The organism is Methylocystis bryophila (genome assembly GCF_027925445.1).
GTDB classification, from domain to species: Bacteria; Pseudomonadota; Alphaproteobacteria; order Rhizobiales; family Beijerinckiaceae; genus Methylocystis; species Methylocystis bryophila.
In genome coordinates this window covers 3,254,029-3,275,179 of sequence record NZ_AP027149.1, presented here as the reverse complement: position 1 = coordinate 3,275,179, position 21,151 = coordinate 3,254,029, and the positions used below count along the sequence as shown (strand labels likewise).

Below are 21,151 nucleotides of genomic sequence, written 5' to 3'. Positions count from 1 at the left end.
CGTTGCGCGCAATCCTGGCCGCTATGTGGCGCCGCACAGTCGCGGGCGACGTTTCCCGCCTGTAGAGCCTCGCCGGGGATGGTTAAGGTCGCGTTAACGACGTTTGTCATTCGCGCTAGTCCCCAGGTTTCCTTGCAGATGAAAGGGATGTAACATTTGGTTAATCAAGCGCGCCCTTGCGCCCTGGAGTTGAGCAGCGCGTCGTGGCGGCGGCGGCGAGCGCCGCCGGAGGTGGAGTGGCGTAGGGAGTGGAGTGACAATGACGGGGAAAGCCCAGGAATCGGCGACCGCGGCTCGCTCCGCGACCGAAGAAGCGACGAGCGTCTCCGCCATATTGGACGCCGCGCCGAAAGACGCGGCTCCGCCTGCGGATAACGCCGTCAAGACCGAAGGCGCGGCGAGCGCCGCTTCCGCGGGCGACACGTCGGATAAGCCGGCCGCGCCGCCCAAGTTCAACCTGCCGATGCCTTCGCGGGTCAAGGGTTCGGAAAAGCCCGAGTCGGACAAGGCGCGCGCGGCCGTTCCCTCGCCTGCCGCTCAGCAGCAGGGCGGGCGGAGCGTTCCGGCGCCGAAATCGCCGCCCGCCAACGATGACAGGCGCACGATCGGCGAATTGCGCCAATCCTTGAACATACAGCCGAACCGCACGATCCCGCTCGTGACCTCGCTCTCGATCATGGCCTGGGCGGTGCTGTGGGTCGCCTTCGTTTATTTCAACCGCGACTCGATTGTGGAGGAGTCCGGCAGCCTCATCGCGCCGAAGCCGGTGCTCGCGCTGATTAGTCTCTTTGCGCCGATTCTGTTCTTTTTCGTCACCGGCCTCTTGGCCCGCCGCGCCTATGAGATGCGCCAGATCGCCAAGTCGATGACCGAAGTCGCGATCCGGCTCATCGAGCCGGAATCGGTCGCAGCTGAGCAAGTCACCACCTTGTCGCAAGCGATCCGCCGCGAATCCGCCTCGATGAGCGACGGGATCGAGCGCGCGCTCGCACGCGCGGGCGAGCTCGAGGTGATCGTGCGCACGGAAATCACCAATCTCGAACGGTCCTATTCCGAAAACGAGCGGCGCATTCGGGCGCTCATCGACGAGCTGGCGCGCGAGCGCGAGGCGATCGTCGTCAACGCCGATAGCGCCCGAACCGCGCTCTACGGCGCTCGCGATCAACTCGCTCAGGAGTTTTCCTCGGCCTCGGCCACGCTTGCCGAGCAAGTCAGCGAGGCTGGGAACCGCGTGGTCGCGGCGCTCGGCGCGAAGGGCGAGGAGCTGAAGATTTCTATGGCTCGCGCTGGCGATGACGCGGTGCGCCACATCAGCTCCACGACCGATCTCGTCGCCACGCAATTGTCGAGCGGCGTCAACGAAATAGACGAGAGGCTCGGCTCGCAGGGCGTGGCTTTGATCGACGACTTCGGTGCGCGCAACGCGGTAATCGTCGAGCAGATCGCTAGCATAAACGAGAATTTGCGCAATAGCCTCGACGAGGCTGCGCGCATCGTCGCCGAGCGCTTCTCCACTGGCCTGGCTGACGTCGACGATCGTCTGAGCTCGGCAGGGGCCTCTATAGTCGAGAGCTTCGGCAGTCGCCACGCCAGCCTCGTCGAGCAGATCGATCAGCTGAGCGTGCGCTTGGATCAATCCCTCGACCAGGCGACGCGCCGAGTGGGCGAACGCTTCGAAAGCGGCGTGGCCGACGTCGACGGCAGGCTGCAGGCGACGGGCTCGGCGCTGATTGAGGATTTCGAATCGCGTCACGGCGGGATCGTCGAGCGGATTGACCAGATCGGCGCCCGTCTGGCGCAGTCTTTGGACGAGGCGGGTGAGCGCTTCGCCAGCGGCGTGGCCGATGTGGATGGCAGGCTGCAGGCGACGGGCGCGGGGCTGATCCAGGATTTCGGGTCACGCCACGAGGGGCTCATCGAGCAGATCGACCACGTCGGGACGCGCCTGACGCAGTCCCTGGACGAGGCGACCCGCGAGGTCAGCGAACGCTTCGAGACGGGAATCGCCAACGTCGACAGCAGGCTGCAGGCCACGGGCTCGGCGCTGATCGAGAGCTTCGGATCGCGTCACGAGGGCCTCGTCGAGCAGATCGATCAGATCGGCGCGCGCCTGACGCAGTCTATCGACGAGGCGAGCGAGCGCTTCACGAGCGGCGTGGTTGACGCCGACAGCAGGCTGCAGGCGACGGGCGCGGCGTTGATCGACAAATTCGGCTCGGGTCACGAGAGCTTCGCCGAACAGATCGACCAGGTCGGGGCGCGCCTGACGCAGTCTATCGATGAGGCGAGCGAGCGCTTCGCGAATGGCGTGACGGACGTCGACAGCAGGCTGCAGGCGACCGGTTCCGCGCTCATCGAGAATTTCGGCGCGCGTCACGAGGGGCTCATCGAGCAGATCGACCAGGTCGGCGCGCGACTGACGCAGTCCCTGGACGAAGCGAGCCGCGACGTGGCGGAGCGCTTCGCGACCGGCATAGCCGACGTCGACAGCCGTCTGCAGGCGACGGGCTCGGCCTTGATCGAAGAGTTCGGCTCGCATCACGGAGGCCTCGTCGAACAGATCGACCAGATCGGCGCGCGCCTGACGCAATCCTTGGACGAGGCGACCCGCGGGGTGGGCGAACGTTTTGCAAGCGGCATAGCCGACGTCGACGAGAAGCTTCAGGCGACGGGTTCGGCCTTGATCGAAGAGTTCGGCTCGCGTCATGAGGGCCTTGTCGGGCAGATCGATCAGATCGGCGCGCGCCTGACGCAATCTTTGGACGAGGCGGCCCGCGAGGTGGGCGAGCGCTTTGCAAGCGGCATAGCCGACGTTGATGAAAAGCTTCAGGCGACGGGCTCGGCCTTGATCGAGGAGCTCGGTTCTCGCCATGGCGGACTCATCGAGGAAATCGACCAGATCGGCGTGCGCCTCACGCAGACGATCGACGAGGCGAGCGGGCGCTTCGCGACGACCATCGCGGACGCCGACGGCAAATTGGAGGCTGCGGGCTCGGCGCTGATCGAGACATTCGGCTCGCGGCACGAGGGCATCGTCGAGCAGATCGACCAGATCGGGACGCGTGTGGCGCAGACGATCGACGAGGCGAGCGGGCGCTTCGCGACGAGCATCGCGGATGTCGACAGCAAATTGGAGGCTGCGGGCTCGGCGCTGATCGAGACTTTCGGCTCGCGGCATGAGGGCATCGTCGAGCAGATCGACCAGATCGGGACGCGTGTGGCGCAGACGATCGACGAGGCGAGCGGGCGCTTCGCGACGAGCATCGCAGACGTCGACAGCAAATTGGAGTCTGCGGGCTCGGCGCTGATCGAGACTTTCGGCTCGCGGCACGAGGGCATCGTCGAGCAGATCGACCAAATCGGCGCGCGCCTGGCGCAGACGATCGACGAGGCGAGCGAGCGCTTCGCGACCGGCGTCGCGGATGTCGACAGCAAATTGGAGTCTGCGGGCTCGGCGCTGATCGAGACTTTCGGCTCGCGGCACGAGGGCATCGTCGAGCAGATCAACCAGATCGGGACGCGTCTGGCGCAAACGATCGACGAGGCGAGCGAACGCTTCGCGACCGGCGTCGCGGACGTCGACAGCAAATTGGAAGTTGCGGGCTCGGCGCTGATCGAGACTTTCGGCTCGCGGCATGAGGGCATCGTCGAGCAGATCGACCAGATCGGGACGCGTCTGGCGCATACGATCGATGGGACGACCCGCGAGCTGGGCGAACGTCTTGCGAGCGGCGCAGCCGATGTCGACGGCAAGCTGCGAGAGGCGGGCTCGGCGCTGATCGAGGAGTTCGAGTCGCGTCATTCGGCGATCGCCTCCACCCTGGAGCAGACTTTGTCGACACATGGAGGCGCTCTCGGCGCCGCCCATGAACGCCTCGTCTCGCTTCTCGATGCGCAACGCGGACAAACGGAAGCCGAGATTGCAGGCCAAGCGGAAGCGCTGCGCGCATCCCTCCAGGGCGCGATCGAGGATACGGCGTCTGCGCTTTCGGCTCATTCCGCGGCGCTGCAGGATCGCTTCGCGACGACGGCGGGAGAAGCCGTCGTGGCGATCGCCGTCCAGGGCGAGCGCGTTACCGAGAACCTGCTCGAGCGGCTCACGCTGTTCGAGACGACCGTCGAGGCCCACAGCAAGGAGATCTCTAACGCGCTGACGCAGCGCGGCGACGCCATCGCCAAGAATCTCGGGTCGCATCTCGAATTTCTGGAGCAGTCGCTTTCCTTGGGCGGCGACCGTGTCGCCGATCGCATTGTCGAGCATTCGCAGGCGCTCGAAGCGCATGCGCAAGCGCTCGACGAACACGTTCAGCTTGCGACGGCGTCGCTCGCAGAGCAGACCCAAATCGTCACAGAGGCTTTCCGGGAGCGTTTCGGCGCGATCGGCTCGACTCTGCGCGACGAAGGCGGCGCGCTCCTCGAGCAGATCACGGCGGAGTCGCAGCGCCTCTCCGAATCTTCTCAGGCTCTTGTCGCCGAACTCGGTCAAAGCCTCGAAGCCGTGGACGGCGTGCTCTCAACGCGCGGCGGCGCGCTGACCGAGCGGCTCGACACGGCGGTCGACAAGCTGTCGACAGAAGTTCATCAACGCTTCGAGGAGCTCGACGGCTTTCTCGAAGGACGCAATCGGCAGCTTCTCGACAAGCTCGACGAACGCGCCGAGTCGATGGCGACCGCGCTCGACCAGAAGATCGAGACCATTGCGGAGACGGCGTTCAGCCGCAGCAAGGCAACCGGCGATCGCCTCGACGATCTCGCGGCGCGCATCGACGCGGGACTCTCGCTTGGCGGCGAGAAGCTGCAGCAGATCCTCACCCGACACGGGCTGGAAGTGTTGCGCGCCTTCGCCTCCGGCTCGGAGCAGGCGACGATCGCGCTCGACGAGAAGCTCAGGGAGTTCGACGCCGTCGTCGCTGCGAAGGCCGGCGACCTCACAGGCGCGCTGAGCGAGCGGATCGAAGAATTGTCGGCCAATGTCGACAAGCTGGATCGAGTCAATGCGGAGATCGTCGAACGCGGCGGCGGGGTGACGCGCGAGCTGACGAATGTCGGCGAGCTCGTCGCTCAAGCTATCGAGGATCGCGGGCGCTCGATTTTGCAGCGTCTCGGCGAGCAGCGCGAACAGCTCCTGGGGGCGATCGATCAATCGACGCAGGCGCTCTCGCAGGCGCTCGATTCGGCGGGCAACAGCTCGATTGCGACGCTCGTCGCGACAAGCGACAAGCTTAGAGCCGAGCTTCCACAAGTCGTCGACCATCTTGGCCACACCAACAGCGCTCTTCAGAGCGTCATCGAGCAGGCGGGCGCCGATCTTTCGGCGGTCGACGAGAGACTGGGCGCGAGGCTGCAAGAATTCCAGGGCGCCATGACGAGCGTTTTCGATCAGCTCTCCTCGCTCGAGAACCTGGCCGGCGGCGCGCTCGGCGGCGCCGAGTCCGTCGCCAAGCGCATCCAGGAAACGCAGTCGGCCCTCGTTCGCAGCGTCGCCGAGCTCTCCAGAAGCCAGCACGACCTCGACGCAACGGTTGAAGCGCGTCGCGACTCGCTCACTTCTCTCGTCTCGCTGGTCGAGGAGAAGCGCCGCGACTTCCTGGGCACGTTGGAGTCCTTCTCGGGGACGATGGAGGAAAGCTTCCGTCACGTGGAGTCTCGCGCGCAGGACGTCGGCCAACTGCTGACGCAAGCAACGCAGGATACGGCGAGCGTCGTCGACGAGCGCTTCGCCGCGATCCGCGCTGCGACCGAAAGGGAGCGCGATCATACGGCCGCGACGATGCAGGCCGCCTATGAGCAGGCGACGCAGGAGCTTTCCGAGGTGTTGAACCAGGCGACCGAGCGTTTCAACGCGGCGGCGGCCGAGATTCGCGGTCTCTCCCAGGAAGTCTCGCGCGATCTCGAAGCGACCCGGGCGGAGCTGCGCCGCGGCGCCGAGGAGCTTCCGCGCGAAACGGCCGAGCAAGCGTCGGCCCTGCGCCGCGTCATCGGCGACCAGGTCAAGGCGCTGAACGAATTGACCGACATCGTCGCGCGTTCGGGCCGCAGCTACGACATCGCCGAGAAGAGCCCCCCGCAGCGCGTCGGGGAAATCCCTCCGCGCCCGCAAGCTCCTGAGCTCGAGGCAGCCGCCGCCGAGCCGGCGCCGCGCGCGAGGCAAACCCCGCCGCCTCCGCCGCTTCCACGCGGGCCTGCGGCGACGGCGCAGGCCAACGGCGGTCAGGGCTGGCTCTCCGGCGTGTTGGCGCGCGCCTCTCAAGACGAAGACGGGGCGGCGCCCGCGGCCGTCGAGCGCGGCGCGCGACGTTCGGCGCCGACAGGCGGCGCTCTCGGCAATCTCTCGGTCGAAATCGCGCGAATGGTCGACAACATCGCGCTGGCGGAGAGCTGGCGGCGATTCCAGCGTGGAGAACGCGACGGACTCTTCACACGCCAGCTCTACACGCCGGCGGGCCGCCCGGCGTTTGAGGAGATGCGGCGTCGTTATCGCGGCGAGCCGGAGTTCCGCGCGACGATCGACACCTATGTCCGCAACTTCGAGGAGCTGCTCGCCGAGACCGGCCGTAACGATCGTGACGGCGAGCAGTCGCTCGATCTTCTGACGGGAGAGGCGGGGAAGGTCTACACCATGCTGGCTCACGCGTCGGGTCGGTTGGGCTGACGCGTGCTGGGCGAGATTTGGGGAAGACGACCGGCGCGTGGGACAATCGTCAAGATCTGCGGGTTGAGGACGATCGACGCTCTGGAGGCGTCGATCGAGGCGGGCGCCGATCTCGCGGGCTTCGTCTTCTTCGAAAAGAGCCCGCGCCACCTAACGCTCGACGCAGCGAGAGCGCTCGTTGCGCGGGCGGCAGGGCGCATAGGGATGGTCGCGCTCACGGTGGACGCGGATGATGAGCGGCTTGCGGCGATCATCGCGGCGATCCAACCCGATTTCCTGCAATTCCATGGGCATGAGGCCCCTGAGCGGGTGCGCGAAGCGAAGGCGCGCTTTAAGCTTCCCGTGATCAAGGCGATCGGCGTCGGCGGCAGGGAGGATCTCGTCGCGGCGAAGGCCTATGCCGAGGCGGACATGATCCTTTATGACGCCAAGCCCTCGCCCGGCGCCGCGCGGCCGGGAGGCATGGGCCGCGCCTTCGATTGGGGGCTGTTGAACGAGGCGCCGCGGGAGAAGCCGTGGCTGCTCTCGGGGGGCCTCTCGCCCGAGACCGTCGCTGAGGCGGTCCGTATCACCGGCGCGCCGGGCGTCGACGTTTCCTCGGGCGTCGAGAGCGCCCCGGGGCAGAAGGACCCAAGCCGCATCGCGGCCTTTCTTCATGCGGCGCGGGGCGCAGCGGGCGGGGAGGCGCGCTGATGGACTCGAGCCAGCCTCGGACAGGGCAGGGGTCCCGCTTGCTGCTCGTCGTCGCGGCGGCGCTCGTCGACGCCGATCGGCGCATCCTGCTGGCCCGCCGTCCCGAAGGAAAGGCGCTTGCTGGCTTATGGGAATTTCCCGGGGGCAAGCTCCATCCGGGCGAGCGCCCCGAGCAGGGCCTTGCGCGCGAACTCGCGGAGGAACTCGGCATCGACGCCTGTGTCAGCTGCATGCAGCCGCTTGCTTTCGCGAGCCACGCTTACGAGGACTTCCACTTGTTGATGCCGCTGTTCGTTTGCCGGCGCTGGGACGGGATCGTGACACCGCGCGAGGGCCAGACGCTCGCCTGGGCCTTTGCGCGAGAATTGCGCAAATATCCCATGCCGCCGGCCGATGCGCCGCTGATTGATCCGCTCATCGCGCTTTTGGGATGAGGGCGCGCATCGCGTTCAAGGGCGTAGGGCGAGCAATCAAAAACTTAGAGCATGTTCTGATCGGAAAACCGCTTCGCGCATGTCTGGGCTAGGCTCTAACCGCGCATGCCTTGCTTGGCGATCGGCTGGTCAGGGTCGAGAACGAGCGCGCGCTGGAAAGCTTCACGCGCCTTGGCGCGATTGCCGGAGCGCTCATAGGCGAGGCCGAGCCAGGCCCAGGACGCGGCGTTCTTGGAGTCGACGTTCAGCGCCGCGTTGAAGTCCTCGATCGCCTTGTCATATTTGCCGAGGTTGACGAGGCTCTCGCCGCGCGCCTGATAGGGCGCCGCCGCGAAAGGATCGCGGTCGATCGCATTGTCGAAATCGCTGACCGCGCGTTGATTGTCGCCGAGCTTCTGGTGAATGAGGCCGCGTGCGTGAAACGCTTGCGCATTTTCAGGGTTGAGCCGGATGGCGTTGTCGAGATCGGCCTTGGCCTGCTCGAGATTGCCTTGCGCGCGCAGGAGATTGGCGCGGCCGATGAGCGCCGGCGCGTGATTGGGATTGGCGGACAGCGCCCGATCGAAGTCGATCTGCGCCAAGTCATTGCGATTCGCCTGGCGATAGGCCAGCGCGCGATTGGTGTAGGCCGCGAAATTACCGGGATCGAGGCGGATCGCCGCGGTGAAGTCCTCGATCGCCTCCTGGAAGCGGCCGATGCGCGCATAGGCGACGCCGCGCGTGTTGTACGCGTCTCCGCTCGACGGATTGCGCTTGATCACGTCGGTGAGCGACGCGATGTTCGTGTCCGCGGCGCGGGAGTCGGTCTCGGCCGTCTCGGCGATGCCGCGTCCGGCTGGACGAATGACGCCGTCGCTGGTCGCGCAGCCTCCGAGCGTCGTCAGCACGATCGCCGCTGCGACCGGCGCAGCCAATCCGCGGCGTGGCGCTGTCGCCCGACTCTCGCGCATTCGCCCGGATCCTCCCAAAGGCGGTCTCGGCGCTCCGCCACCGACGGAGCCGAAACCATCGGCTAGCGCGCTTCTCCCTCGATGCCTGCTCGAGGATTAAAAATCGCGCGGGATCAGATAGTTGGAGCGAATCCTAATCGCCAAGCCCGTCAGCCTCGCGAGAACTCGCTCAAAAGGGATCGTTGTGGCGATATTGGCTGCGCCAGCATTAACGCAAGCTTAACGCCCGCCCGGGGCAGTCCTCGGCTTGACCGGAAGCAGACCCTCGCGCTGCAATTTCTTGCGGGCGAGCTTGCGAGCCCGGCGAACCGCCTCGGCCTTTTCTCTTGCGCGCTTCTCGGAGGGCTTCTCATAGTGCCCGCGCAATTTCATTTCACGAAAAATGCCTTCGCGCTGCATCTTCTTTTTCAGCGCTTTAAGAGCTTGGTCGACGTTGTTGTCGCGAACGAGAACTTGCACGTAGCGGTCCTTGCTTTGAGCCCTCCAGTCGCGCGGGATGGGCGGGTTTAGGGAACAGCGAATCGGGCGCTGACGGAGCGCCTCATCCGTGGCGTCGGGAATAACAGAGTCTTACGCGTCTGTCCACGCCAAAAGGCCGGGAAGCGGCATAGCAGCGGCTATTGTGCGATTGGCCGGACGAGACCTCGAGGTTATAAGGCCGAAGCGCCCTGCATGGTTCCGCTCGAATGCGAAAGAGCGAGAAGAAATCGTTGCCACGCCGGGAAAGCGGGCGAATTCTGGCCGCAAAGTTCTGTCAGATCTTCCGTCCATTCGCTATAGGACCAGCGGAGACCGCATGCCCTTTCTCTTGTCGCAGCTGATCGAAGCCTACCGTTGGATCGGCGCGCTGATCGTTATTTCCGTCCATGCGACCAACACCTTCCTGAACCTCGGCGACATCATGACGGCGCCGCACGCGCCGCAGGTCTACGCATGGTGGTTCGTCGCCAATTTCGCGCTCGGACATGAGATGGTGCTCGGTTTCTTCGTGCTCTCCGGCTATCTCGTCGGCGGCGCGGTGCTCGCGAGCATGCGCAAGCGCAAGGATTTCCTGCGCGAATATTTCATCCACCGATTCGCGCGCATCTATATCGTCACTGTTCCGACGCTCTTCTTGACGCTCGTCCTCGACGGCGTCGGCCGCAACCTTCCCGACGCGCGCTTCTACGAGCTTCCGGTATTTCAGGGCCATTGGACGGAGGCAATTTTCCTCGGCAATATATTGAATTTTCAAGAGATCTTGGTGCCGGCGTTCGGCACGAACTCCCCCTTGTGGTCGCTCGCCTGCGAGTTCTGGTACTATATCTGCTTTCCGCTCTTGGCTCTGCCGCTGGCGGTAAACTATTCGAAGCCTTTGCGTTACGGCGGTTTCGCGCTGGGCTTGGCGATCTTTCTTTACCTCGCCATGGCCTCCCCCTGGTTCCGCTTCGGCTTTCTGCTTTGGGTCATCGGGGCGCTGGCGAGCTTGCCCGCCCGCCCGTTGATCGCCTCGCGCTGGGCGTCGCTTGCGCTCTACGTCGCGGCGCTCGTCGTTTTCCGCTTTCTCGTGCGCGGGCCCGTGCTCGAGGCGCATCCCTGGCTTCAGGATATCGCGGATCTCATCGCCACTCTGCTGCTCTCGAATCTCTTGCTCACCACGCGTCACAGCCCGGTGGAAGGGTGGAACTGGCTGCGGCGCCCGTTCCATCACGCTTTCGCGAATTTCTCCTTCTCAATTTACAGCATTCACATGCCGATCCTCGTGCTCTGCCGAGCCCTCGTCGACTCGACGCTGGGGCCGGCCTATGCGCTACAGCCCGCAACGCCCGCCAACTGGGTTATTCTCTTCGCTGTGTTGGCGATCGTTCTTGTCGCCTCATACAGCTTCTCGCGCGTGACCGAGGCGCACACCGGCACGGCGCGGCGTTTCTTGAGCGCCTCGCTGCCCCGCTTCGCTTTTACGGCGCAAAAGGCGCAGGAGTTGCAATCGTGAGAGAATCGCCCCATCTTCTTGGCCATGGGCGGGCCCTGCGGAGGGAGCTGCGACGCTGACCAAACCTGCCGTTTCGACCTTGAGCGAAGCCGAAGCGCGAGGCGCGTCGGCGACGCCGTCCTTCAACGAATTGCTTGCCGCGATTCATCGCAGTCTTGAGGACTCCAAGGCCGAAGACAGCGCCTTCATAGATCTCAAAGGCAAGACTGCGCTCGCCGATGCGATGATTGTCGCGACTGGCCGCTCAACCGTTCATGTCGGCGCGATTGCCGATCGTGTGATCAAAGCTTGCAAAGCTGTGGGTCACTCGGCGCCGCGCGTCGAGGGCCTGCCGCAATGCGATTGGGTGCTGGTCGATGCGGGTGACCTCATCGTTCATATTTTCCGGCCGGAAGTGCGCCAGTTCTACAATCTCGAGAAAATGTGGGGCGGGGACCGGCCGCGCGAAATGCGCTCGGTTTAATTCTTTAGATGCGCCTCGGCCTCCTCTGCGTCGGCCGGCTGAAAGCGGGCCCCGAGCGCGAGCTCTTCCAGCGTTACGCCCAGAGGATCGCGGACCTTCGAAATCTCGGCCTACAGGGGCTCGAGGTAAAGGAGATTTCCGAAAGCCGCGCTCGCGCCGCAGCCCAGCGGATCGCCGAGGAGGGAGCGGCGCTGCTGACGGCGCTGCCGGAAGGGGCCACCTTCGCCGTTTTCGACGAAAGGGGCGAGGCCGCGAGCAGCGCGGGCTTTGCAGGCTTCATACAGAGAGAGCGCGATCGTGGCCGCACGAATTTGTGGTTTGCGGTCGGCGGTTCCGAGGGGCTGGATGCGGCGCTGCGCGAGAGGGCGACGGTCGCCTACAGCTTCGGAAAGATGACGCTGCCGCATCAGCTCGTGCGCATTCTTGCCGCAGAGCAAATCTATCGCGCGATGACGATGTTGGCGGGGCATCCCTACCATCGGGAGTGAGAGTCTCTCTCGGGAAGCGCCATGCTTCTCATGCGAGCCTCTGGCGTCGCGGAATCCTGCAGTTGAGCCCCCGCCCTTCAAACCGGCGAGCCTTTCTTCTCCCAGGCTACGGCCAGATCCTCGAGCCCCGTTCGAAAGAGGCCGCCGATCCTTCGCGCCGCGCGCTCACAGTCGCGGCCTTTGCCGTTCGGAGCGGCTTCCCGGTTCTTCCCCTCGACGCGCGCGTCCATTCGCGCGATCTCGCGGAAACTCAAGCTCTCGCCGATGATCAGCACGACGAGGCGCGCTGTCTCGGCGCCGAGCTCGCGCGTCATGGCTTCCTTGAGCGTTCCCGCGGCGCGGCCGGCGTCGATGCGCGCAGCCATGGCGTGCTGGAGCGCGAGCGGAGAAAGCTGTTGGTCATGGCGTTCGCCAAAGTCCCTTGAGCTGCGCCGGCCATTGGCGGCCTCGAGCACGGCGTCGATATAACGACCCGTGGCGTAGGCCGCAGGCGTCAGTCGTCCGCGACCGTGCTCATATTCGAGAGTGTCGGTGCGCGTGTTGATTGCGACGCGCTGCCGACGGGGGCCTGACATTCGTCCGCGAGAGGGTAGATCCAGACCTTCCGCGAAAAAGGGGTCGATCTCCTGACCGTGGACGATTTCGATCTTGCCGCCGGCGCGTCGACCCTCGCGGGGCAGCTCGGGACCGGAGAGGCCTTGAGCGGGAGAATAACGGCCGAGCGCGGCTTTCGAGGTCAACGCCATATCGGACCTTTCGTTTTTGCAAAGCAAGACAAGCCGACGCGGCTGCCCGAGAGCTAAAGAGCGGCCGGTCGTGGAGGAGTCGCGACCGGCCGCAGTCGCCGCGCGAGCGAGGAGGGGGCTCGCGCGGGCAAGCCCCCAAGAGGAGACGAGCGAGGCCATTATGATGTTTATAAACATCGTGTCAATGGTTTTATAACCACTGTTGATGCGGCGAGAAAAATTTTAAAATCGCGCCATGGATATTTCTCGCGATCAAATCGTCCGCCGGCTTGCCGAACGGCTTGCCGAGTTGAACATCACCGAGAACGAGGCGTCCGGGCGGGCCGGGCTCGAGCGCACCTTCTTGAGCCAACTGCGGCGCAACCCGCATCGCTGGCCGCGCGTCGATAATTTACAGCGCGTCTGTGACGCGCTGGGCCTGCGCATGTATTGGGTCACGACGGGGCTTGGGCCGCGGCTCATCGAGGAAAAGGACTTCGCCGCCGACGTCGCTAACGTGCCGATGGTGTCTTGGCATGTTCCACTCGTCTCGTCGGTCGCGGCGACGGGTTTTGCGGAGGCGGGCGCCGTCGAGAATTTCTCCGAGATGCGGCGGGTCTTGGCGCCGGGTTTGCCGCGCGGGGATTATATCGCGCTCGAAGTCGTCGGCGATTCGATGAACATGATCGCGCCGGACAGATCGATCATCATCGTCGATCGCGCGGATAAGATCCTTCATCCCAGGGCCTTCTATGTGTTCACGACGCCCAACGAGGACGAGGCGACATTCAAGCGCTGGATGACGCGGCCCGACCGCTTGGAGCCTTACTCCACCAATCCCGCCTATGAGACGATCTTTCTTGAAGGACCGCCGACAGTGATCGGCCGCGTGCGAAAAGTGATGCTTGATCTTTAGAGCGGGCGCCTGGACCGCAGCGTCGCTAGCTTCTGCGGGAGAGAGGTCGTCGTCGTCGCGCGCGTGGCGAGCGATTGGGGCTTTCTCGCTGCGCGGCTCGTAAGGGTTGCTCGCCGCCGCAACCGCGGTAGAATCAGCTGCCTGGGGTGTTTGTAAACTGCATTATCGGCCGAATGATGTTTTAAAACATCTTTTTTCTTGACGTAGTAAAAAAACATCGTAGACTTCGCGCCCTCACTCACGGGCCGCCATGGATCGAATCGCCTCTCTTCTCTTCCGGCCGGCGCGAGGTCCATGAGCTACGTCGTCCGAAGCTATCTTCGGCGCCTCGATGCGCATCTTGCCCGAGTCTCCGACGTCGGTCAGCGCATCCGTCTGCTCGACGGGGAAAGAGAACGGGTCGATCGGCTCGAACGCGCGCTCAGCCGGTGGGCCCTCTGCGACTGCAATTTTAGGCCCCAGCCGACGCGTTTTTCGGCCTTCGACCTGGCTCTCGTGCATGGCGCGCTGATAATCCGCCTGAAGACCGCACAGGCTCCGGAACGACGCGATCCGGAAGAAAAGCCGCACGCAAGCCGGCAGCCATAAATTCGCCCCAACATCCGTGGAAGTTCAAACGACCGTTTGACTGCCTCGGTGCACGCGCGCCTTCGCTCGAGCGGCATCATTGGGGCGATAGGACATCGCGCCGATCCGAAGGTAAGCTGAAGCGATTCCGAACGCCTGCGGAAGCGCGCTCAGAAGCGGTTGCTCTCCTGGCAAGGGGCTGATCCATGGCGGTAAAGTTTTTGCGGGAAATCGTCGTTTCGTCGCTCGCGACGGCGTTGGTGACAGTTGTCTATTCGCATGGCTCCGACCTCGCAGGGATAAGCGCGCCGCCCGCCGCCGCGCCGCCTCCGCTCGCTGAGAACGATCAACCTCCTGAGGACCTCGCGCAATTCATGCAGCGCGTCGCCTCGGGGCATGTCGGCAAATCCTCGCCCCGCTCGCCCATCGTGGAGGCGCGGGCTGCGGCTCAGCCTTCCACAGATTCTGATCCCGTTTGGCCGCGCCAGCCGGGCAGCGGCGCTGGGCGGCCGGCTTCTGGGGGCGCCGCCAAGCCTGTCGCTGCGAAGCCAGTATCGCCGCCGGTCGACGCGACCGCCGCCGCGCCCGCGAAGCCAGCGTCTCCACCAGTCGATGCGACCGCTTCGGCTGCTGTCCATGCGACCTCGCCGGCCCTGCCGAATCGCGAAACGTCGCCTGAGCAGGCTGAGGCCGGTCATTCGCCGTCCTACACGTCGCACATCGTTGACAGGTTCAAGGACTATGTCTGGAATCCCGGCGCTTCGGTCGTGAGCGGCGTTTCCAAAGGCGTGACCAACGGCTTCTCCGCAGTGACGAGCAGGATCACCTCCTTCGTCAAGAGAGAGCCTTCGTGACGCAGGCGAACGTCACGCGCCAAGCGTTGCTGCACCACGCGACGGACGTCTTCGCCGAGAACGGCTATGAACTCGCGAGCGTGCGCGACATCACGAGTCGCGCCGGCGCCAATCTCGCCGCGATCCACTACCATTTCGGCGGCAAGGAGGCTCTCTATCGAGAGGTGTTGTCTCTCGCGCTGGCGGCCTTGAGCGAAGCCTCGCTTCTCGACGACGAGGTCATCGATCGCGCGCCGCGCGAGGAGGCCGTTCGTTTGTTCATCCGCCACCAAGTGGCGCCGCTCCTGCGATACGCCGAGCTGAGCCGTTACCTACGCATTTTTGCGAGGGAGGCGCTGTCGCCGACGAGCATCTACTCGACCTTTCTCGCAGAGGAAAAGCTGCCGATCCTCGCTCAGGCCGAGCGCATCGTTCGGCGCTTCCGCTCCGCTGACGCCTCGCGTGCGGAAATTCTGATCGCCGCGATCTGGCTCTCGCAACAGGCTGCGCCTTTCATCCGGCACTGCGAATCCTTGTCGAAGCAGCCGCTACGCCTCGAGGTCGACGCGCTTTTCGTTGATCAACTCGCTGCCGACCTCGGCGCCATGGCGGTTGCGGGCTTGACGGCGCTGGACGCCAAACGGGCCGTGGGCGCGAGCGCCTGAGCTTCGCCTTATTTGGCGGGCGCCGTGCAGGCGACCGAACTCTCGTTGTAAACGTAACAGATCGACATCTGACCGGTCCTGAGATCGACCCGGAAGACGCCGCCTTCCTGCGTATGGTGCGAGGAGACCAGGGCAAATTCCCCGGGTGATCCGGCCTTGGCGCCATCCCCGGGGGGATAGCAGAGCGTCACGCCGATCGGCGATCCTTCTTTCAAGCCATATTGACAGGCGCCGACCTCTCCCGTCGTCTTGTCGAGGCGGAAGACACGGTTGAGATCCGTCTGGGGAGCGGCCAGAAATTCGTAATTCCCGGCGAATGCCGCGCCGCTCGTCGCAAGTCCTGGAAGAGAGACCAATAAGGCGCTGATGAGAAGCTTCTGACGCATCGGGGCTCGCTCCTTGCGCGAATCGTTGGGCGCAGTCTACACGCCGTGCGCCGCGAGGGGGAGGGCGTGCGGCTTGTCGTCAGTGAGAAAGCTGTTCGGCGATCGAAACCAGGTCGCCGGCCTGCGCTTTTCGGCCGGCGACGATCGGTCGACGAACTGACTATTGCTGCGGCTGAGCAGCGCAGTGAAGCAAAGCCTCGAGCTCCTGCGAGCCTGCGGGCTTCCTCAAATGCCGGTCGAAGCCCACTTCGACCGCGCGTCGGCGTGTTTCCTCTCCGTCCCATCCGGTCAAGGCGACGAGCATCGCGTGGATTCCCGTCGGCGACTCGCGCATGCGCCGCGCGGTTTCGAAGCCGTCCATGCCGGGCATGCCGATGTCGAGGAACACGAGCTCAGGCGCAAACTCGGCGCATGTTATGAGCGCTTCAGCGCCTCCGCGAGCCACACGAACATCTGCGCCGAATGTCGAGAGCAGGAGGGCGAGACTGTCGGCCACGTCCGGCTCGTCGTCCACGATGAGCACGCGGCGCGACGTCTGCGCCCCGATAGCTGCGGCATTTAACGGCGCAATGCTTGGCTTGACTCTCGCCAGGCAGGGTAAGCGCACGATGAAGCGAGCGCCTCGCCCTTCGCCTTCGCTGTGCGCCTCGAGACTTCCTCGATGCAGCTCGACGAGACCGCGCGCGAGCGCCAAGCCGATTCCCAGGCCAAACTCCGGCCGCCCTTGCAGGTCGCTGGCCTGCGAGTAAAGACTAAAGAGGTGGGGCAACATCTCCTTGGCGATGCCGACGCCGGTGTCGGTGACATTCACCACCGCATGTTCGTCCACGCGCGTCGCCACGATTTCGATGCGTCCTCCCCGGTCGGTATGTCTGGCTGCGTTATTGAGCAGATTGGCGAAAACTTGAGTGAGGCGGACCGCATCGGCGTCGAGCAACAATGGTTCGTCGGGCAGGACGATTCGAAGCTCCAGTTCCGCTGCGCCGATCAGGTCGCGGTTCATGTCATAAGCGTCGCCGATGACGCCCGCCAGGTCCACGCGGTCCTTCACCAGCTTGATCTTGCCGCGCTTGATTCGAGAAACCTCGAGCAGGTCGTCGACGAAGCGCAAGAGATGCTCGCTCTGACGCTCCATCATGGCGATCACGCGCACTGCGTCCTCCTCGGTCTTTGTCCCTCGCTTCATCGCGGCGAGGCCATTGCAGATCGGCGCGAGCGGATTGCGCAGCTCATGGGCCAGAGTGGCAAGGAATTCGTCTCTCCTGCGGTCGACGTCTTGCAGGGCCGTCTCCGCGCGCTTTCGATCGGTAACATCGACGGTGATCTCGACGCCGCCGATGACTTCGCCATCCTCTCCCAAGATCGGCGCGCCGGACGCTTCCAGCACGCTGCGTCCGCCAGTGGGGAGCAAAACATCCAGCTCCATCGGCGCGATGTGAGCTCTTTCGGAAACGGCGCGTTGAAGAGGAAGCTCCTTGGCGCTCAATTCCTTCCCATTTTGAAAGAAGCGCAATTGCCTGGCTGCGGCCCTCGGAGTCGGAGCGGACCCGTTGTCTCGCGGCGCCGTTGCGAGTTGTGAAAGCAGCGCCGCGTTTCTTGTCACCTGCTGACAACCGATGTCCGTCGAGAAGGCGATGCCGATCGGCGCTGCTTCCATGATCGCGACGAGGCGCTGCTGCGTCACAATCAAGTCAGCGCGCACTTGCACGTATTTCGTTATATCTTCCGCAAAAACAATTACGCCGCCGATATCATCTCCGGAGGAACGCCACGGCCTCGCTTCCCATCGCACCCATATGACGGAACCATCACTGCGATCGAAACGATCTTCTTTCGCGCTTACAGTCTCGCCACGGAGGACGCGCTCGTGGACTTTTTTCCATCGCGCGGGGTTCTCTGGCGTGACTTCAGAATGGCTCTTGCCAATAACGTCGCCTGGAAGGCCATAGCTGTTCAGCCAGCGACGGCTTGCCGCGATATAGCGCATTTCGCGGTCGAACATTGCCGCCGCCACAGGCGCGTTTTCAAGGAAGATATCGAAATACGGCGCAGTCACAGTTGCCCCGCTTCAGTCGCGCGCGTCCATTCAGGACCGTGCAGGGTTAAGTATAATTACGCATAGCGAGATCGCTCGAGTTAAGCAATAGCTCGGACGCATAAAGCCTCATCGGACCTTACTTTTATCCGGCGGCGCCGATAGGTGATGCGCCATGTATTACGACGGGTTGAACGGATCATTCGAGTCTGTTGACGGATGGTTTTATAGACTTTCTCTATCGGCCGCGGAATGATCGAGCTGCGAAAGGAACGCATCGATCTGCTGCAGGCGATCAACCACGCCGCGGTTGCGAGCCAGTCACTAACTGTGGAGCTTGAGCATCTGATGCTGGCGCGTGGACTTTCGAACCGGGCGGGCTTCAGTGGGCGGCGAATCATCCTGCTTTCGCCTTTGCCGGATAGTTGCTGCGCATATCGTGGGCAAGGCGACGGTTTCGACGAGCGCCCGGTCAAACGGATCGGCGCCTCATTTCCGAGCGATCAGCGACACGAGCGCAGCGCCATGACGCTCGATGCGGCCTTCGAGGTCGAGATCGACGAGCGCTCCTTGCACGTCGCGCGCAGGCAGGCCCACAGCGCGGATGAGCTGATCGAGGGACACTGGCGCCGGTGAGAGCAGCGCCAGCACGCGCGCCTTGGCGTCCTCGATATCGATAGCCTCCGCCTTTGGCGCTTTCGGCGCCGGCGCGATGAACGTGGGCTCGACCCGGGCCGGTTGCGGCGCGGGCGCGGAAGGCTCGGGCTCAGGCGAAGCATCCCGGATAGAAAAGGGAAAGAGATCCAGCTCGTCGATCAGCGGCTCCGCCTCGTCGCTCGGCGCGCTCTCGCTGAAGAGATCGGCGTGCGCTGGCGACCGGGCGACTCGCGCGGCAAGCACGCGCGTCACATCCTCAACCTCAGCGCACAATGTCGCGCCTTCTCGCAAGAGATCGTTCGTCCCCTCGGCGCGCGGATCCTGCGGCGAGCCCGGCACAGCGAATACCTCGCGACCCTGCTCGGCCGCGAAGCGCGCCGTGATCAACGAGCCCGAGCGGCGCGCCGCCTCGACGACGACGACGCCTTGCGCGAGGCCGGAGACAATTCTGTTGCGACGAGGAAAATCCCGCCCGCGCGGCTCCCATTGAAGCGGCATTTCCGAGACCGCGGCGCCGCCGGCCCCGACGATTTCGTCGAGAAGACCGAGGTTTTCGGTCGGGTAGGGCCGGGCGTGGCCGCCGGCCAGAACGGTGACGGCCCCGCCTTTCAGGCTTGCGCGATGCGCGGCCGTGTCGATGCCGCGCGCGAGGCCCGACACGATCCCGTAATCCTCACGCGTGAGATCGCGCGCCAGCTGCTCGGCGAAGGAGAGACCCGAAGCCGAGGCGTTGCGCGCGCCGACGATCGCGACGAGCGGTCGGCTCAATGCGGTGGCGTCGCCGCGCAGCGCGAGAAGCGGCGGCGCGCTGTCGATCTCGCGAAGAGTTGCGGGATAATCGAGATCGGATATGGCGATGAAGCGCACGCCTTGCGCCCGCGAAGCCTCGATCTCGCGAAGCGCGTCGTCGCGCGAGGCGATCTTGATCTCCCGGCCTCTGAGCTTTCTCGCGAGGAGCTCGGGGAGCGCTTCTAAGGCCGCGCTCGCGCCGCCGTAGCGGCTGACGAGCTCGCGAAACGTGCGAGGCCCTATATTCTCGCTGCGAATGAGGCGAAGCCAGTCGACGAGCTGCGCCTCGGTTAAGCGGCTCGTTTGGCTTCGATGTCCGCTCACGTTTTCTGCCCGATGCGCGTCTCGGCGCCGGCGAGAAGACGCGAGATGTTCTCGCGATGCTTCCACCACAGGAGCGCCGTCATCAGCGCGAGGATGAGCGCATCCTGGCCATGGCCGAAGCCGAACAGCACGAGCGGCGAAAGGAGCGAGGCAATCAGCGCCGAAAGCGAGGAATAGCGCCAAATCCCCGCGACCGTCAGCCAGATCGCGCAGAAGATGAGGCCGGTCGGCCAGTGCAGCGCGAAGAGCGCTCCGAGAAAGGTCGCGACGCCCTTGCCGCCTTTGAACTTGAGCCACACCGGAAAGATGTGGCCCAGGAAAGCGCCGGCCGCCGCAATGACTCCGCCCCCTGGGGCGAGGGCGGCGCCGATCAGAACGGCCGCCGCGCCCTTCGCGGCGTCGAGCAGAAGAGTCGCCGCCGCCAGGTCCTTGCGGCCGGTGCGCAACACATTGGTCGCGCCGATATTGCCCGAGCCGATCGTCCGCAGGTCGGAGGTTCCGGCCGCGCGCGTCAGCAGCAGGCCGAAAGGAATGGAGCCGCAGAGATAGCCCAGAAGCAGGGACGCCGCGAGCGCGACGGGAATTGGCAAGATCGGCATTGTCGCAACAGGCTCGCGCAGGAAGGGCTTCCGACCCGCCAGCGGGGGCGGAGCCACCAATGAATGTAAATGAGCGACGAGGCCGCCGCAACCGCGGCATGCGCCAAAAGTCGGAGCGTCCGAGACATTGCAAGCGCCTTCTTACAAGGCGGGCAAGGAGGAAGACCGAAGCGTCGTTCATATCGGAACGCATTTTGCCGCGCGCGTCGCCGCAGCGCAGTTACGAATGGAATCCTTACGCGGTTTGGCTAGATGCTTTAGCGGCTTCCCGTTCAAGCGACAGAAGACCGATGAACGACCCGGCGTCGAATTCCCGTAACGCACGCTCAATTGTCGATGCCTGTCTTGGAGCGGATCGATCTGGGACTGCGTGCGTGAGCTCGAGCGTGGGCGAGCGCTGCGCGGCGCGCGCGGCCGAGCGCGATGAAGAGGAGTTTTCCGGGATGAAAAGCCCTTCCGAGACGCACGGCCATAGGCTGGCGAGAGTGATCCTTTCGCTCATATCGGTTCTTTGGGGACTCGTGATCCTTGGCGTGGCGCTGTGGTTGTTTGGGCGCCACGCGTCCGTCGCAGCTTTCGCTTGCCTTATGTTCAGCGCCGGATATTGCGTGTTCGCGTGGTCGATTTTCAAAGACTCCACCTGGAATGAAGAAAGACCCTCGCGCGACGCAGATTTTTCGGACTTCGAGCCCCGATCCAGAGCGGAGCCCAGAGAGTTCGATCGAAACGCGAGAACACGCCAGGGGAGCCTGCCGCACGCAAGCCAGATCAAAAGCGCGCCTAGAGCGCGTCCCGATCGCGCGGAATCGCGCGATCGAAAAGGACTCGCTCCCACTCAAAAACTTTAGAGCATGTCCTGACCGGAAAACCGCTTCGCACTTTTCCGTGACATGCTCTCGGCCTCGCGAACGCGGCTCCGCGTGATCGAGCTGCGCGCATTCCAGAATGGTCACGCCTTCGCTCGCGGCGAAGTTCCGAATTGAATCTTTACGCGCATCGAGCG

The 21,151-nt window shown here is 64.5% G+C and carries 17 protein-coding genes and 1 pseudogene; 10 read left to right on the top strand and 8 right to left on the bottom strand.

Annotation, left to right across the window (positions count from 1 at the left end; genetic code table 11):
- The first annotated feature begins 259 nt into the window (after positions 1-259).
- From QMG80_RS15190 to QMG80_RS15180, 3 genes are read left to right on the top strand one after another with little or no spacing between them, the layout of a single operon-like run.
- Positions 260-6,652, top strand: a complete 6,393-nt coding sequence (locus QMG80_RS15190) for an apolipoprotein A-IV repeat region-like domain-containing protein (RefSeq protein WP_085769944.1) — start codon at positions 260-262, stop codon at positions 6,650-6,652.
- Between the two features lie 3 nt (positions 6,653-6,655).
- Positions 6,656-7,345: a phosphoribosylanthranilate isomerase gene (locus QMG80_RS15185; protein WP_245300020.1), complete on the top strand. Its 690-nt coding sequence runs from the start codon at positions 6,656-6,658 to the stop codon at positions 7,343-7,345.
- The gene (locus QMG80_RS15180; RefSeq protein WP_199769013.1) at positions 7,345-7,779 is read left to right on the top strand and encodes a (deoxy)nucleoside triphosphate pyrophosphohydrolase; all 435 of its coding nucleotides are present in this window, start codon (positions 7,345-7,347) and stop codon (positions 7,777-7,779) included. Before QMG80_RS15185 ends, QMG80_RS15180 begins: the two co-directional genes overlap by 1 nt.
- A gap of 95 nt (positions 7,780-7,874) precedes the next feature.
- On the opposite strand, the gene QMG80_RS15175 is transcribed toward QMG80_RS15180, so the two are convergent.
- Together QMG80_RS15175 and rpsU are read right to left on the bottom strand one after the other, a co-directional pair.
- Positions 7,875-8,729: a tetratricopeptide repeat protein gene (locus QMG80_RS15175; protein ID WP_085769943.1), complete on the bottom strand. Its 855-nt coding sequence runs from the start codon at positions 8,727-8,729 to the stop codon at positions 7,875-7,877.
- Between the two features lie 219 nt (positions 8,730-8,948).
- Positions 8,949-9,188, bottom strand: a complete 240-nt coding sequence (gene rpsU / locus QMG80_RS15170; protein WP_085769942.1) for a 30S ribosomal protein S21 — start codon at positions 9,186-9,188, stop codon at positions 8,949-8,951.
- Between the two features lie 337 nt (positions 9,189-9,525).
- Between rpsU and QMG80_RS15165 the strand changes: the two genes are divergently transcribed.
- The 3 genes from QMG80_RS15165 (at position 9,526) to rlmH (ending at position 11,652) form a co-directional block, all read left to right on the top strand.
- Positions 9,526-10,701, top strand: coding sequence for an acyltransferase family protein (locus tag QMG80_RS15165; protein ID WP_085769941.1), 1,176 nt, complete (start codon positions 9,526-9,528; stop codon positions 10,699-10,701).
- A 130-nt stretch (positions 10,702-10,831) separates the two neighbouring features.
- Complete coding sequence (gene rsfS / locus QMG80_RS15160) at positions 10,832-11,164, top strand: ribosome silencing factor (protein ID WP_245300202.1); 333 nt, start codon at positions 10,832-10,834, stop codon at positions 11,162-11,164.
- 8 nt (positions 11,165-11,172) lie between these two features.
- Entirely contained in the window at positions 11,173-11,652 is a 480-nt protein-coding gene (rlmH, locus tag QMG80_RS15155) for a 23S rRNA (pseudouridine(1915)-N(3))-methyltransferase RlmH (RefSeq protein WP_085769939.1), read from the top strand.
- A 77-nt stretch (positions 11,653-11,729) separates the two neighbouring features.
- Here the strand turns inward: rlmH and QMG80_RS15150 are convergent, their stop codons facing one another.
- A complete protein-coding gene (locus QMG80_RS15150; protein WP_158658525.1) occupies positions 11,730-12,398 on the bottom strand; it encodes a hypothetical protein in 669 nt (222 codons plus the stop codon).
- A 235-nt stretch (positions 12,399-12,633) separates the two neighbouring features.
- Between QMG80_RS15150 and QMG80_RS15145 the strand changes: the two genes are divergently transcribed.
- From QMG80_RS15145 to QMG80_RS15130, 4 genes are all read left to right on the top strand, one after another.
- Positions 12,634-13,293 (top strand): XRE family transcriptional regulator, encoded by a 660-nt coding sequence (locus tag QMG80_RS15145; RefSeq protein WP_085769937.1) that lies wholly within the window; start codon positions 12,634-12,636, stop codon positions 13,291-13,293.
- A gap of 294 nt (positions 13,294-13,587) precedes the next feature.
- Entirely contained in the window at positions 13,588-13,881 is a 294-nt protein-coding gene (locus QMG80_RS15140; RefSeq protein WP_085769936.1) for a hypothetical protein, read from the top strand.
- 185 nt (positions 13,882-14,066) lie between these two features.
- A complete protein-coding gene (locus tag QMG80_RS15135; RefSeq protein WP_085769935.1) occupies positions 14,067-14,714 on the top strand; it encodes a hypothetical protein in 648 nt (215 codons plus the stop codon).
- Complete coding sequence (locus tag QMG80_RS15130; protein ID WP_085769934.1) at positions 14,711-15,358, top strand: CerR family C-terminal domain-containing protein; 648 nt, start codon at positions 14,711-14,713, stop codon at positions 15,356-15,358. The genes QMG80_RS15135 and QMG80_RS15130 overlap by 4 nt, the downstream gene beginning before the upstream one ends.
- Positions 15,359-15,366: 8 nt before the next feature.
- On the opposite strand, the gene QMG80_RS15125 is transcribed toward QMG80_RS15130, so the two are convergent.
- The 5 genes and pseudogenes from QMG80_RS15125 to plsY form a co-directional block, all read right to left on the bottom strand.
- On the bottom strand, positions 15,367-15,744 hold the full coding sequence (locus QMG80_RS15125) for a hypothetical protein (RefSeq protein WP_085769933.1): 378 nt from the start codon (positions 15,742-15,744) through the stop codon (positions 15,367-15,369).
- A gap of 160 nt (positions 15,745-15,904) precedes the next feature.
- Positions 15,905-17,446, bottom strand: a complete 1,542-nt coding sequence (locus tag QMG80_RS15120) for a hybrid sensor histidine kinase/response regulator (protein WP_245300019.1) — start codon at positions 17,444-17,446, stop codon at positions 15,905-15,907.
- Positions 17,447-17,800: pseudogene (locus QMG80_RS21750) on the bottom strand (PAS domain S-box protein); the annotation flags it as partial.
- A gap of 468 nt (positions 17,801-18,268) precedes the next feature.
- The gene (gene dprA / locus QMG80_RS15115) at positions 18,269-19,549 is read right to left on the bottom strand and encodes a DNA-processing protein DprA (protein WP_085769931.1); all 1,281 of its coding nucleotides are present in this window, start codon (positions 19,547-19,549) and stop codon (positions 18,269-18,271) included.
- Positions 19,546-20,148 (bottom strand): glycerol-3-phosphate 1-O-acyltransferase PlsY, encoded by a 603-nt coding sequence (gene plsY / locus QMG80_RS15110; protein ID WP_085769930.1) that lies wholly within the window; start codon positions 20,146-20,148, stop codon positions 19,546-19,548. Before plsY ends, dprA begins: the two co-directional genes overlap by 4 nt.
- Positions 20,149-21,151: the final 1,003 nt, after the last annotated feature.

Coding starts and splice junctions, on each gene's coding strand:
- QMG80_RS15150 (WP_158658525.1), bottom strand. CDS start 12,398: ATGGCGTTGACCTCGAAAGCCGCGCTCGGCCGTTATTCTCCCGCTCAA.
- QMG80_RS15125 (WP_085769933.1), bottom strand. CDS start 15,744: ATGCGTCAGAAGCTTCTCATCAGCGCCTTATTGGTCTCTCTTCCAGGA.
- QMG80_RS15175 (WP_085769943.1), bottom strand. CDS start 8,729: ATGCGCGAGAGTCGGGCGACAGCGCCACGCCGCGGATTGGCTGCGCCG.
- QMG80_RS15145 (WP_085769937.1), top strand. CDS start 12,634: ATGGATATTTCTCGCGATCAAATCGTCCGCCGGCTTGCCGAACGGCTT.
- QMG80_RS15180 (WP_199769013.1), top strand. CDS start 7,345: ATGGACTCGAGCCAGCCTCGGACAGGGCAGGGGTCCCGCTTGCTGCTC.
- QMG80_RS15165 (WP_085769941.1), top strand. CDS start 9,526: ATGCCCTTTCTCTTGTCGCAGCTGATCGAAGCCTACCGTTGGATCGGC.
- QMG80_RS15135 (WP_085769935.1), top strand. CDS start 14,067: ATGGCGGTAAAGTTTTTGCGGGAAATCGTCGTTTCGTCGCTCGCGACG.
- rlmH (WP_085769939.1), top strand. CDS start 11,173: ATGCGCCTCGGCCTCCTCTGCGTCGGCCGGCTGAAAGCGGGCCCCGAG.
- plsY (WP_085769930.1), bottom strand. CDS start 20,148: ATGCCGATCTTGCCAATTCCCGTCGCGCTCGCGGCGTCCCTGCTTCTG.
- QMG80_RS15140 (WP_085769936.1), top strand. CDS start 13,588: ATGAGCTACGTCGTCCGAAGCTATCTTCGGCGCCTCGATGCGCATCTT.
- QMG80_RS15190 (WP_085769944.1), top strand. CDS start 260: ATGACGGGGAAAGCCCAGGAATCGGCGACCGCGGCTCGCTCCGCGACC.